The sequence below is a fragment of the Halpernia frigidisoli genome, from assembly GCF_900113805.1.
GTDB lineage: Bacteria > Bacteroidota > Bacteroidia > Flavobacteriales > Weeksellaceae > Halpernia > Halpernia frigidisoli.
In genome coordinates, this window is the sequence record NZ_FOQT01000002.1 from 415739 (window position 1) to 430891 (window position 15153).

At 35.4% G+C, this 15153-nt stretch carries 8 protein-coding genes; 1 reads left to right on the forward strand and 7 read right to left on the reverse strand.

Annotated elements, in window-relative coordinates; all coding sequences use genetic code 11:
• Positions 1-33: 33 nt before the first annotated feature.
• Positions 34-4299, reverse strand: a complete 4266-nt coding sequence (gene rpoC / locus BM238_RS07000; protein WP_090079485.1) for a DNA-directed RNA polymerase subunit beta' — start codon at positions 4297-4299, stop codon at positions 34-36.
• 88 nt (positions 4300-4387) lie between these two features.
• The gene (rpoB, locus tag BM238_RS07005) at positions 4388-8215 is read right to left on the reverse strand and encodes a DNA-directed RNA polymerase subunit beta (protein ID WP_090079486.1); all 3828 of its coding nucleotides are present in this window, start codon (positions 8213-8215) and stop codon (positions 4388-4390) included.
• Between the two features lie 529 nt (positions 8216-8744).
• Here rpoB and BM238_RS07010 point away from each other — a divergent pair.
• A complete protein-coding gene (locus tag BM238_RS07010) occupies positions 8745-9572 on the forward strand; it encodes an alpha/beta fold hydrolase (protein WP_090079487.1) in 828 nt (275 codons plus the stop codon).
• A 104-nt stretch (positions 9573-9676) separates the two neighbouring features.
• Here the strand turns inward: BM238_RS07010 and BM238_RS07015 are convergent, their stop codons facing one another.
• The 5 genes from BM238_RS07015 to BM238_RS07035 form a co-directional block, all read right to left on the reverse strand.
• Positions 9677-10252 (reverse strand): hypothetical protein, encoded by a 576-nt coding sequence (locus tag BM238_RS07015; protein ID WP_090079488.1) that lies wholly within the window; start codon positions 10250-10252, stop codon positions 9677-9679.
• A 72-nt stretch (positions 10253-10324) separates the two neighbouring features.
• On the reverse strand, positions 10325-11812 hold the full coding sequence (locus BM238_RS07020) for a DUF11 domain-containing protein (RefSeq protein ID WP_221404927.1): 1488 nt from the start codon (positions 11810-11812) through the stop codon (positions 10325-10327).
• A 113-nt stretch (positions 11813-11925) separates the two neighbouring features.
• Positions 11926-12492 (reverse strand): hypothetical protein, encoded by a 567-nt coding sequence (locus BM238_RS07025; protein ID WP_143093362.1) that lies wholly within the window; start codon positions 12490-12492, stop codon positions 11926-11928.
• A 291-nt stretch (positions 12493-12783) separates the two neighbouring features.
• A complete protein-coding gene (locus BM238_RS07030; RefSeq protein ID WP_090079491.1) occupies positions 12784-13431 on the reverse strand; it encodes a hypothetical protein in 648 nt (215 codons plus the stop codon).
• A 77-nt stretch (positions 13432-13508) separates the two neighbouring features.
• On the reverse strand, positions 13509-15017 hold the full coding sequence (locus BM238_RS07035; RefSeq protein ID WP_090079492.1) for a hypothetical protein: 1509 nt from the start codon (positions 15015-15017) through the stop codon (positions 13509-13511).
• Between the last annotated feature and the right edge of the window lie 136 nt (positions 15018-15153).

The following is a 15153-nucleotide window of genomic DNA, read 5'->3' on the forward strand; positions in this document are numbered from 1 at the left end:
AACTTTTCAAACAATTTCAAACTTTTTTTAATTTTAGTTAAGGTCTTCAAATTCTTTGTTAGAACCTACGATCACATTTTGGTAAACTGCTAAACCAGTTCCTGCAGGAATTCTATGACCAACGATCACGTTTTCCTTAAGACCTGTTAAGTAATCAATTTTACCGGAAACGGCGGCTTCATTAAGCACTTTAGTTGTTTCCTGGAACGATGCCGCAGACATGAAAGATTTCGTTTGAAGCGCTGCTCTTGTAATACCTTGTAAAACTGGTGTTGCAGTTGCAGATAATGCTTCACGTACTTCTACTAAAGCCTGATCTTCACGTCTCAATTTAGAATTTTCATCTCTTAATTCTTTAGTGGTAATCATTTGGCCAGGTTTGAATTCTTTCGAATCACCTGCTTCCACAACTACTTTAAGACCAAAAACACGGTTGTTTTCTAATAAGAAATCAAATTTATGTTCTAAAGCATTTTCTAAGAACTGGGTGTCTCCACCATCAACTACAGCAACTTTGGTCATCATTTGGCGAACGATAATTTCAAAATGTTTATCATCGATTTTCACCCCTTGAAGACGGTAAACTTCCTGAATTTCATTAACCAAATATTCCTGAACGGCAGTTGGTCCTTTAATTTTCAAGATGTCATCCGGCGTTACAGATCCATTTGACAATGGAACTCCAGCGCGTACAAAGTCATTTTCCTGAACTAAAATCTGATTTGATAATTTAACCAAATATTTTCTGATCTCACCAGTTTTTGCTTCAACGATCAACTCACGGTTACCTCTTTTGATTTTTCCATAAGAAACTACACCGTCAATCTCCGTTACAACTGCTGGATTTGAAGGATTTCTCGCTTCAAATAATTCAGTTACACGTGGAAGACCACCGGTAATATCCCCAGATTTTGCAGATTTACGAGGGATTTTGATCATGACTTTACCAGCCTTGATTTTTTCTCCATCGTTCACCATAATGTGGGCTCCAACCGGTAAATTGTAGGCTTTGATCTCTTCACCTTTACCATCCATTACTTTCAAAGTAGGAACGGCTTTCTTGTTTCTTGATTCAGAAATTACTTTCTCCTCAAAACCAGTTTGCTCATCGATCTCTAATTGGAAAGAAATACCTTGTATAATATCTTCATACTCTACTTTACCGGCACTTTCCGCAATAATTACCGCGTTATATTGATCCCATCTTGCGATAAGATCTCCTTTTTTCACTTTATCACCTGGTTTCACGGATAAGATGGAACCGTAAGGAACGTTGGCTACCATTATTGGCGTTCTCATTTCATTATCAGTTACCAATCTAAATTCTGTTGAACGAGATACCAAAACTTCCGCTTTATTACCATTTTCGTCTTCAGAAGTTACTGTTCTTACCTCATCCATTTCTACGATACCGTCACGTCTTGCAACAATCGAAGGATTTTCAGTAATATTACTTGCAGTTCCCCCTTGGTGGAAAGTTCTCAATGTTAACTGAGTTCCCGGCTCACCGATGGATTGTGCTGCAATAACACCAACTGCTTCACCCATGTGAATAGGTTTTCCAGTGGCTAAGTTTCTACCATAACATTTAGCACAAATACCTTTTGCTGTTTCGCAAGTTAATGGTGAACGTACTTCTACGGTCTCAATACCTGCGGCTTCAACCGCTTTTGCTAAAGTTTCATTGATAATTTCATCAGCGTGAACCATCAGTTCATCTGTTTCAGGATCGTAGATATCATGTAATGACACACGACCTAAAATTCTTTCAGAAATTTTCTCAACGATATCATCGTTTTTCTTCAAAGCAGCGATTTCAGTACCTCTTAAAGTACCACAATCTTGCTCCGTGATAATAACATCCTGCGCAACATCTACCAATCTTCTTGTTAAATATCCAGCATCTGCTGTTTTCAAAGCGGTATCCGCAAGACCTTTACGCGCACCGTGGGTAGAAATAAAGTATTCCAAAATTGATAAACCTTCCTTAAAGTTGGCCACAATTGGATTTTCAATAATTTCAGCACCACCTGCACCGGCTTTTTGAGGTTTTGCCATCAATCCACGCATTCCAGATAACTGACGAATTTGCTCTTTTGAACCCCTCGCACCAGAATCAAGCATCATATAAACAGAATTAAATCCACCTTGGTCAACTTTCATTCTGCTCATGATCATTTCCGTAAGACCAGCATTTGTGTTGGTCCAAACGTCAATAACCTGATTGTAACGTTCTGTATCTGTAATTAAACCCATGTTATAATTGGCTTTAATTTCATCAACATTTTCTACTGCAGTAACGATCATTTTTTTCTTTTCCGCAGGGATCACAATGTCACCTAAACTAAAAGAAAGACCACCTTTAAATGCATTTGCATAACCCAAATCTTTCATAGCATCCAAAAACACTACAGTTGTTGGGAAATCCGTATCATCTAAGATTCTACCGATAATATTTCTTAAAGATCTTTTTGTTAAAAGTTCATTAATATAACCAACTCCTTTCGGAACTATTTGGTTAAATAAAATTCTACCAACTACAGTTTCAGTTAATTTAACAACTAATTCGCCATCAACTTTAACAGGAACTCTACATCTTACTTTTGCATTCAGCGACACTTGTCCTTCTGCATAAGCGATCTCAACTTCTTCTGGGGAATAAAAAGCAAGACCTTCGCCTTTTACTTTCATGTCTTCAGTTGAAGATAATTCTTTGGTCATAAAATACAGACCCAAAACCATATCCTGAGAAGGTACAGTAATCGGGGAACCATTTGCAGGGTTCAAAATATTCTGAGAACCTAACATTAACAATTGTGCTTCCAAAATTGCTTCTGGACCCAAAGGTAAATGCACCGCCATTTGATCACCATCAAAATCCGCATTAAATGCCGTCGTAACCAAAGGGTGCAATTGGATTGCTTTTCCTTCAATCATTTTTGGCTGAAATGCCTGGATTCCTAATCTGTGCAAAGTAGGCGCTCTGTTTAATAATACTGGGTGGCCTTTTAAAACCCCTTCCAAAATATCATAAACTACAGGTTCTTTTCTGTCGATAATTCTTTTTGCTGATTTTACAGTTTTTACAATTCCTCTTTCAATTAGTTTTCTAATAACGAAAGGTTTGTAAAGTTCTGCAGCCATATCTTTTGGAATTCCACATTCGTGAAGTTTCAAGTTTGGCCCTACAACGATTACGGAACGCGCTGAATAATCCACACGTTTTCCAAGTAAATTCTGACGGAAACGACCTTGTTTTCCTTTCAATGAATCTGAAAGTGATTTCAATGGTCTGTTTGATTCAGATTTTACAGCAGAAGATTTTCTTGTATTATCGAATAATGAATCTACAGATTCCTGTAGCATTCTTTTTTCGTTTCTTAAGATTACTTCCGGTGCTTTGATCTCCAACAATCTTTTAAGACGGTTGTTTCTGATAATTACACGACGGTAAAGATCATTTAAATCAGAAGTCGCAAAACGACCACCATCTAATGGCACTAATGGACGCAATTCTGGTGGAATAACCGGCAAAACGCGCATAATCATCCACTCTGCTTTATTGATCATTCTGGTGTTTGCACCTCTTAAGGCTTCAACAACATTTAGTCTTTTAAGCGCTTCAGTTCTTCTTTGTTTAGAAGATTCATTGTGTGCTTTGTGACGAAGATCAAAAGAAAGAGAATCCAGATCAATTCTTCTTAATAATTCTTCAACTGCTTCCGCACCCATTTTGGCTACGAATTTATTTGGATCGTTATCATCAAGATATTGATTTTCCTGAGGAAGTGTTTCTAAAATATCAAGATATTCTTCTTCAGTTAAAAATTGTTTATCTTCGAAATCACCACCATCGGCTGTTTTCGCGATACCTTGCTGAATTACGACATATCTTTCGTAGTAGATTATCATATCTAATTTCTTAGACGGAAGACCTAAAAGATAACCGATTTTATTTGGCAAAGAACGGAAATACCAGATGTGCGCGATAGGAACAACCAAACTAATGTGTCCTATACGCTCTCTACGTACTTTTTTCTCAGTAACTTCAACACCACAACGGTCACAAACGATACCTTTATAACGGATTCTCTTGTATTTTCCACAAGCACATTCATAATCCTTTACAGGACCAAAAATTTTCTCGCAAAAAAGACCATCACGTTCAGGTTTGTGCGTTCTATAGTTAATCGTTTCTGGTTTTAAAACTTCACCGCGAGAATCCTGTAAAATAGATTCCGGGGAAGCCAAACCAATACTGATTTTAGTAAAATTGCTTGTTTTATTTTTATTTGACATTTTTTATTTTTAAAGATTAAAAGAATCAAGAATTAAGAAACAAGAGCCAAGAAAAAAATCTTGTATCTTGAATCTAATATCTTGTATCTTATTCCTCAAGTCTTACGTCTAAACCAAGACCTTGTAACTCATGAAGTAACACGTTGAAAGATTCCGGAATACCAGGTTCTGGCATTGCTTCACCTTTTGCGATGGCTTCGTAAGTTTTCGCTCTACCAATCACGTCATCAGACTTCACAGTTAAGATTTCACGAAGGATATTAGAAGCACCAAATGCTTCAAGTGCCCAAACTTCCATCTCACCAAATCTTTGTCCACCAAATTGCGCTTTACCACCTAAAGGCTGTTGCGTAATTAATGAATAAGGTCCGATTGAACGTGCGTGCATTTTATCATCTACCATGTGTCCTAATTTCAACATATAAATGATACCAACTGTTGCCGGCTGTGCAAATCTTTCACCTGTACCACCATCATAAAGATAAGTGCTACCAAATTCCGGAACGCCTGCTTGCTTAGTATACTCAGTAATTTGGTCAATATTTGCGCCATCAAAAATTGGTGTTGCGAATTTTAAACCTAATTCTTTACCTGCCCAACCAAGAACCGTTTCATAAATCTGACCGATGTTCATACGGGAAGGTACACCAAGTGGATTCAATACGATATCAACTGGGGTTCCATCTTCTAAGAATGGCATATCTTCTTCACGAACAATACGGGAAACAATTCCTTTATTACCATGACGACCCGCCATTTTATCACCAACATTTAACTTACGTTTTTTAGCGATATAAACTTTAGCCAGTTTCATGATACCTGCTGGTAACTCATCACCAATGGAAATCGCAAATTTCTCGCGGTTTTTCACACCTTGTAATTCGTTGTATTTGATTTTATAGTTGTGAATTAATTGTACAATCAACTCATTTCTATCCTGATCAACCGTCCAGTTTGCACCACTGATATTAACGTAATCTTCAACACTTGAAAGTAATTTTTGTGTGAATTTCACCCCTTTACCAAGAACTTCTTCATCTAAATCGTTAGTCACACCCTGGGAAGTTTTTCCACTTACCAAAACATTTAATTTCTCTAGTAAAATATTTCTTAAATCATTATTTTTCGATTTAAACGAATTTTCGATTTCTTCAAGTTTTAATTTCTCTTCAGATCTTTTCTTTTTGTCTTTAATATTACGTGCAAATAATTTTTTATTAATTACCACACCACGCAAGGAAGAATCTGCTTTCAAAGAAGCATCTTTTACATCACCTGCTTTATCACCAAAGATGGCACGAAGTAATTTTTCTTCCGGCGTAGGATCAGATTCACCTTTTGGTGTAATTTTTCCAATTAAAATATCTCCAGGTTTTACATCTGCACCAATACGGATCATACCGTTTTCATCTAAATCTTTGGTTGCTTCTTCAGAAACGTTAGGAATATCAGAAGTTAATTCTTCCATACCTAATTTCGTATCTCTTACTTCCAAAGAATATTCATCAATGTGAATTGAAGTAAACCAATCCTCACGAACTACTTTTTCATTGATTACGATCGCATCCTCAAAATTATATCCTTTCCAAGGCATGAAGGCTACTTTTAAGTTTCTACCTAAAGCCAACTCCCCTTTTTCAGTTGCATAACCGTCACAAAGAACCTGTCCTTCAGTTACTTTTTCACCTACTCTAACGTTTGGTCTTAAAGTAATGGTTGTTCCTTGATTCGTTTTACGGAATTTTGTTAATTTATAAGTTTTAACAGAAGTATCAAAACTTACTAAATCCTGGTTTTCTGTAGTTTCATAATTGATGACAATTTTATCAGCATCTACATATTCTACAGTTCCATTTCCTTCTGCATTGATCAAAATTCTTGAATCTTTTGCAACTTGTTGCTCAAGACCAGTTCCTACGATAGGTGCTTCTGGTTTCAATAAAGGAACCGCTTGACGCATCATATTTGATCCCATCAAGGCTCTATTCGCGTCATCATGTTCCAGGAAAGTAATTAACGAAGCAGAAATACCAGAGATCTGGTTTGGTGCAACATCAATTAAATCAACTTGCTGAGGCTCAACAACTGGATAATCGCCATCTAAACGTGCAATAACACGTTCGGTAGAAATTGTTCCATCATCTTTCATTTCAACATTCGCCTGCGCAATTACTTTATCTTCTTCATCTTCAGCATTAAGAAAAATTGGCGTTGCATTTAAGTCAACTTTACCATTAGTTACTTTTCTATAAGGCGTTTCAATGAAACCTAAATTGTTAATTTTCGCATAAATACCAAGAGAAGAAATCAAACCAATGTTTGGTCCCTCTGGCGTTTCAATCGGGCAAATTCTTCCGTAGTGCGTATGGTGAACGTCACGTACTTCAAAACCTGCTCTTTCTCTTGAAAGTCCACCAGGTCCAAGGGCAGAAAGTCTTCTTTTGTGCGTAATTTCAGAAAGTGGATTGGTTTGATCCATAAACTGAGACAACTGATTCGTTCCAAAGAAGGAATTAATTACAGAAGTCAAAGTTTTAGCATTAACCAAATCTGTTGGTGTAAATATCTCATTATCACGAACGTTCATTCTTTCTTTAATGGTACGCGCGATTCTTGACAAACCAACACCAAACTGACCAGAAAGTTGCTCACCAACAGTCTTGATACGTCTGTTTGATAAGTGATCAATATCATCAACCTCAGCCTTAGAATTAACCAACTGAATTAAATATCTTACAATTGCAATGATATCATCTTTAGTTAAAACCTGCTTGTCTTCGGCGATTTTAAGACCTAATTTTTTGTTCAATCTGTAACGACCAACTTCACCTAAAGAGTAACGCTGCTCAGAGAAAAATAATTTTTCAATAATTCCTCTTGCAGTTTCTTCATCGGGTGGATCTGCGTTTCTTAATTGTCTATATATATATTCAACGGCTTCTTTTTCAGAATTTGTTGGATCTTTTTGTAGTGTATTTTGAATAATAGAAAACTCATTGGAATTTTCTTTGTGAATTAAAATAGATTTTGCACCAGAATCTAAAATTAGATCTAAATGCTCTTTTTCTAAAATAGTTTCACGGTCAAGGATAATTTCATTTCTTTCGATAGAAACTACTTCACCAGTGTCTTCATCAACGAAATCTTCAAACCATGTGTTTAAAACTCTCGCTGCTAAAGTTCTACCTTCTACTTTTTTAAGTGCTGCTTTAGAAACTTTCACTTCTTCTGCAAGATCAAAAATCTGAAGAATATCTTTATCAGATTCGTAACCGATTGCTCTTAACAAAGTTGTTAAAGGTAATTTTTTCTTTCTATCAATATACGCATACATTACGCTGTTGATATCCGTTGTAAATTCCATCCAGGATCCTTTAAAAGGAATGATACGGGAATAATACAATTTTGTACCATTTGCGTGGTAAGTCTGTCCGAAGAAAACACCTGGAGATCTGTGTAATTGCGTTACAATAACACGTTCTGCCCCATTGATGATAAACGAACCGGAAGGCGTCATATAAGGAACTGGTCCTAAATAAACGTCTTGCACTACGGTTTGAAAATCTTCATGTTCCGGATCGGTACAGTATAATTTTAATCGTGCTTTTAACGGCACATTGTAGGTTAAACCTCTTTCTACACATTCGTCTATTGAATAACGTGGAGAATCTACCAGATAATCGAGAAATTCTAAAACGAAGTTGTTTCGAGAATCGGTAATTGGGAAATTTTCTTCAAAGGTTTTGTACAAAGATTCGTTCATTCTTTGCTCTGGAAGGGTATCCAGTTGAAAAAATTCTTTGAAGGACTGGATCTGAATGTCCAAAAAGTCAGGTGTTTCAATTTTTCCTTTTGCTGTGGAAAAATTAATCCTTGCGGTTTCCTGAGTTTGAGCGACTGCTTTAGATTTACTCATAAAAAAAATTAAGAATAATTGGGTTAAAAAATATTTTGATTTTAAAAATACGGGAAGTTAGAAAGTTAGATTAAAGATGGATAAATGAAGACTATAAAAACTGAATGATTGAGATTTGAAAGGTGTTTGAAGCCAATCTCCAGCAGCTCTGAATTGCCTGTAATCTATTATCTTAAAGTCTATTATCTAAAGACCTCACTGCAACACCGGTATATCTTTTCACGGAGTAGTGCAAAATATTTTTCACTGTGGGAAGTTTTAAACATTAATTACTATAAAAACAAGAACACCCCTTTAAATAAATAAAAGAGTAAGTCGTTGATTTTTAATCAGTAATATTTTAGTAGCTTCAAACAGGACTGCAAAAGTACGAAAAAATATTCACAAAAAATAATTTGGCACAAATATCAATGCCAAATATTGTTAAAGTTTATAAAGTATAAATATACTAACTGCGACACATCTTTTGAAAATAAAATTTTGACTTATGGCTTAAACTTTGGTTATCAAATTAAATAAAAAATAAATTATGGCTTACACTCAATCACAAAGTGAAAACGATTTTAAATTATACTATGAAGATCACGGTTCTGGTCAGCCAATCATTTTAACACACGGATGGCCCTTAAGCAGTAAATCATGGGAAAGTCAAATTCCGGTACTAGTCGATTTAGGCTATCGTGTAATTGCATACGACAGACGTGGTTTTGGAAAATCATCTTTTCCAACATCTGGTTTTGATTATGATACCTTGACCGCAGATTTGCACAATTTAATTACAGAATTAGATTTAAAAAATGTTATCCTATTCGGATTTTCAATGGGAGGCGGAGAAGTTGTAAGATATTTAACTAATTATGGCAGCGAAAATATTGCTAAAATTGGATTAATTTCATCCATCATCCCGATCGTAAAACAAACAGAAGATAATCCCGATGGCGTCCCTCAAAAAGATCTCGATGGAATTTTAGATCAGGTGAAAAATAACCGCGTTACTTTTCTGGAAGGTTTTCACAAAAATTTCTACAACTATGGTATTTTAAGTCATTCAGTAAGCCAGGCTCAGTTGAACTACGACTGGAGTATTTCTACGCATGCGTCACCTTTAGCAACTATAAAAACGGCTGAGAGTTGGGCAGGCACAGATTTTAGACCAGAATTAAAAAACGTAAACGTAAAAACCCTTATCGTTCATGGCGATGCAGATCAGATCGTACCAATTGGAACTGCTGGAAACCAGGCGGCTGAAGGTATCACCGATAATATTTTTAAAATAATAAAAGACGGTCCACACGGTTTAAACATCACCCATACTGAGGAACTTAATGAAATTTTAGCTGATTTCCTTAAATCTTAAGATTATTTTTTTAAAAAATAGGAGTCAATTTTAAATTTTGAAATTAACTTGTAAAATAAAAAAGCCGGCTCTTTGCAGAACCGGCTTTTTGTATTACAATTATTTTATGGTTTAAAGAAACTCCACTTACTTCCGTTAAAAACAGCCAGCCTTTTAGCACCAGTTTTATTAACATAAACCATCATTCCTGGTGAAGGTGATGGGATATTTTGAACGTCCGCAACGATTGGTAAAAGCAGCGCTTTCGTTGTTGATTCTAAAACCAAAACGCCGTCTGCAGTGCTGTTTGCTGCACCAATTATTGCGCGCGCTGAAGCATCAGCTACCAAAGTAGGCTGCACTGTCATAAAATCTACAGGAGTTGTAAGATTTGCATCCTGACCGCTAATGTCAATCCAGGTAGAAGTTTTTGCGTTGTAAAATTTCATTCTTGACGCAGTTGCTGATGTTGCATCTAAAATAATACTGCCTCCCACTAATGCAGCACCAGTTGGAAGTGTACGAACGTAAGGAACAATAATTCCTTTACTTTGGTTTGGAAGTGCTATGTTATCATTTTTTGCGAAATCCAATAAAACTGAAGTTTTTACGGGTGCTGTTCCTACAGCATCTCCTATAATTACCTGAGCCTGCGAGAGTGACATCATCGCAATTAACAGAACTAATACTAATTTTTTCATTTTATAAATTTTTAATATTTAAATACGAAAGAATTATTATACTATAAATAATTCCAACTTATTTTAATTTTGTTAAGGACAAGTTGGTGTTGAAAAACAACTCCAGGCTGTTCCATCATATAATTTTAAACAACCGAAGTCGGTATCATATGCCATCATGCCGTCTTGTGGCGACACAATATTACTTATTTGAACCGTTGTTGCTCTGGTTATTACAAAACCTTTTGTATTTGATTCCAACGCTGTAAAAGCAGATTTTCTTACCATAGGCCAGTTACCATTATCTGCACCCGCTCTTTTTAATACAGTAATTCCATGACGTGTATTAACTCCAGCAGTTCCTGTATTTGGAAGATTATAACATATAGTAGCTAATGTAACAGAACCTGTATTGTTGACACTTGTTGGGTCAGAAATCCCACTTGTAGAAGTTACTACAGCAGTGTTTTGATAATTGCCGGTGTTTAAAACTTTGGCAGTGACAGTCAAAACGACATTTGAACCATCATTCAAATTTCCAATTGTCCATACACCGGAGCCAGGGACATAAGTTGTTCCTGTTGCTGCCGTATGCGACACATATTGTAAGCCAGAAGGTAACAAATCCTGTACACTAACATTTGTATTATTAGAGGCACCGTTATTTACTGCAGTAATAGTGAAAACAACATTATTACCTGCCACTGGCGCTGCAACATCAACGGTTTTTGTTATTGATAAATCTGATTCAGTTGCGGTAAAACCAACTAATAATCCATCTCCAGTAGTATCAGCATTCGTGCCATCTCCCCAAGATGCCGCTGTTCCAACACCATCACCTCTCACATATATATCTAAAACTACGGTAGTAATATTTGAACCATTAATTCTAACCGACCCGGCAGCCATTCCCGCTCCCGTTGCGGTTAGAGCAGAGGCACCATTATTAATAGATAAACCACTAACTACTAATGCACTACTACCAGATAATCTGGCTATACTACTTATTGCACTTGATAAGGTTGAGTTTAGAGTAAATTCCGCAGAAAATCCAGCGGTACCACTAGTACCTCCTAAACCAGTTATCTGCAAAATCGGATTGTTGACAGGCCTGCTAAAAAGTATTTTTAGTTCTGCTAATTTTACTCTTCCATTTCTAGGAACACCTGCAGTGTTTAATTTACTAGTGTATGCTTTCAAATTAACTCCATAATTATTTGTTGCGGCCGTTCCGTTTGTAATTATACCAGTTCCGGCTGCGCTTGTTGAGGAAGTAAAATCTGTATTTGATGGTGCCCCCTGAATGAATTGCTGAAATCTTGGAGCTACTGTTGCAGCTGTATGTCCAAAACTCACAGAATTTCCTCCCGAAATTGTCGTTCCCTGATAAGCAGCTGTAAAATTTTGTAAAGTGTAAGTTGCCGTTAAACCACCAGAAATATTATAAGCACTATAAGTAGAACCAGTTGGATTATCTGAATTTTTACTAAATGTTACTGTGGTCGTCGTAGCAGGACCATTAGATATATCTCCACCACCAGTTGTAAGTTCAAGATCTGGATTAATCTGTGCAAAAAACATATTGCTACAAATCATTCCAAGAGCAAATGTTAATTTAAAGAAATTTAATTTCATTATTTTTTATTAAGAATTTGTAATTAAGAATTTTTAAAGTTTTATAAACTTTTTTTGATCTAAATTACTGGTGGCGGTCTGATACTTAATATGGGTACTAAGGAAGTCATCTTAGAAAAACTTCTGAATTCACAGCTTTTAACCTTGTAAAAACTCAGTTTTTTAGCCAGTAAAAAATGATTAGCTGTAAATGCTTTACCTGTATAATTTGAATTATTTACGGAAAATTTCGTGTTTATTCCACCCGAGGCTTGGATATCCTGATCGGAAGAATTGCTTAAAAATTTAAACGCTTGAACATGTTCGGTTTTAGCAAATTTTTCTGGCGATTGCTTCACTTCTTTTTTTGCAAAAACTGCCACTTTTCTTTTAACAGAAATCTTGGATTTTTGGATGTTTTGTTTTTGCCCGGTTTTTATTTTTACAATTTTAACATTGCTAATGTCAGTAGCACCATAAACTGTAGCACCGTTCGCGACATATAAAACACTGGAATTTTGATCATTTTGTTGTTGTGGAAGTTGTTGGCCGAAAGAATATTGTGGAATCAGGAAAACCACTAAACATATGATGCACAGAAGCTTTGAAACATTTTTTTTAATGTTTATTAAAAATCCTGAGTTCACAAAAAGTAAATTTTTATCCAAGCTTCACTCAATCTGCTTTGTAACGTATCATAGATCATGTAGCAAAAATAGACAAAATTGCTTAAAATAAGCACTTATCTATATTACTAATGTTTATATAATTATAAATTTTATTAATAATTATATAATAATGCATTTATTTTTGAATTTTATAAAATATTTTTGAATTTGAATGTAATAAAAAACGCAATAAAATTTACTGCAAAAATGCAATAGTTTAAAAAAAAACCACTTCTTACGAAGTGGTTTAAATATTTGATTATTTACTAACTAAGATTTCCAAAAGCTCCACTTAGATCCATTGTACACAGCCAAACGTTTTGCACCACTTTTGTTTACATAAACCAGCATTCCCGGTGACGGACTTGTGATATTCTGCACATCTGCCACTATTGGTAGAACCATCGCTTTTTTAGTGCTGTTTAAAACTAAAACGCCATCTGCATTTGAAGGTAATAAGGGTAAGTCTCCGATAATTGCTTTTGTACTGGCACCTTCTATTATAGACAAGGCGGGTTGTGATGCCATATAATTTTCTTTTAATGGATCAGTACTAACTAAATTAGCATCTTGTCCACTTAAATCTTTCCAACCATCCGCTCCTGCATAAAATTTTACTCTTGAGTTGGTCCCCGGAGTAAGTGCAGGTAAAGAAGCATCTAACACTATAGTTCCTCCCACTAATCCATTTGCAATTGTTGGCAATATTCTAACATAAGGCACAATAATTCCTTTGTTTTTTCCTGATGCAAATTCTAGTAGTACTGCGCTTTTATCCGCCTCTGCTCCTCCTGTACTATTACCAATAATCACTTGCGCGTTGACTCCGGTGATTATCATTAAGGTTAATAATAATAATGATTTTTTATACATGATATTTGTGTTTTTATGTAAGTATGAATAAATCTTTGATTTCATTTTTTTTTATTTTATTTAAATTAAAAAAAAGAAGTTTCTGAATTTTAAATTAAAAAAACTTCTTTAATATTTTAATTTTATGGACAAGTTGGTGTATTGAAACAACTCCAGTTAGTTCCATCATATAATTTCAAACATTTTAAGTCTGTGTCATAAATCATCATTCCTTCAACAGCATGACCACCCGTTTTGATGGCATTAATCTCAGAAGTTTTTGCTCTTGTGATTACAAAACCTTTAGTATTAGATTCTAAAACAGTAAATGCACCTTTTCTTATCATAGGCCAATTGTCAGTATTTCCTGAGCCCGCACGTTTTAATAAGGTAATACCATGCTTTGTATCTTCTTTAATTCCTCCTGTATATGGATCATTATAACATATACATCCATTTATAGAGGCATTTTGTGAACTACCTTCAGATTGGCCTTGTGCACCAACTGTAGTCGGTATACCATTTGAATCAACACCAACTCCAAAGTTTTTATTAACAGATTGTGCGGAAATTGTACCTGAAGATACTACTAAGCTTGTCACTGCAAACTTACCACCTCCTTCCGCTGCATCAGGACAGCCATCTCCGTCGGAATCCAGATCTAATCTGTCAACTATACCATCTAGATCTGTATCCGCATCCACACAGAGTGACTGTTTTGCTACAAATGCCCAAATATTTGCAAACAGTTTGTCATTATTAGAGGTTACAGAAGCACCATTTGTAACACCACCCAAATCAGTTAGAATATCAACATCAGAGATTAACAGATCGTTATAATCCCCGTCAATATACATAACAGTTCTATTACTGCTATCTTTTGCAACCGCTTTTGTAGCGCATGAATTGTTTAGAGTTGCGAAATATGCTTGGTAACTTCCTCCTTGATTAAAAGATGTCACCATACCAAAAGGACCATTAAAGATTTCAGTACCAGCACCAAAAGAAGTTGGAGAATCGGGATTTGCATTTCCGCTTGTTATTGTGGATCCATATGATTTAGTAGATACCTGGGTGGAAACTACAAAATTCGCAGGCTGGTCGTCAGACCAATCTTTAATAGCATCTAATTCGGCTGTAGACAAGTACGATATTCCTGCTGTTGGATTATCAATTCCACCAATAAAAATTGCATTTAAATTTAAACCTGTAATTGACGATTTAGTAATAGTTCCTGTCATTGGCACTAACTCAAATTTAAATTTGGCTGTACCAGAAGGACCAAAATTTGCCGCATTTAGAAGCTTTAATACACTTGAATTTTTCATGTGAGATCCATCAAATGTATAGCCTCTGTCAGAAGTAAGGTTATCTCTAGAATCAGGTATGTAACCGACCCTAACAGTTGGTGATAATGAAACATCACAACTCACCTCGTTAACGTCTAATATTCCATCATTGTCATCGTCCAGATCACAATTATCCGGAATTCCGTCACCGTCAGAATCAACAGTGGCTTTCTGTAACCCTAAACTAGAAACCTTTTCGATAGAATTATTTTTATTTTGTTGATTACTGTTTTGGGCATCAACTTTTTGTAAAACAAACAGCGCAATGATGAACACTATTTTATAGATTAAATTTTTTTTCATTTTGTGTTTTTTGTGTTTTAAGAAGAAAATTTTCTGATCCGACCAAGGTTAAATTTTATTTTAATACCAACATATTTGAAAAATATTTTTTAAGATTTATAAATTTGAAATAATTTATAAATCTGATATTTTTAAA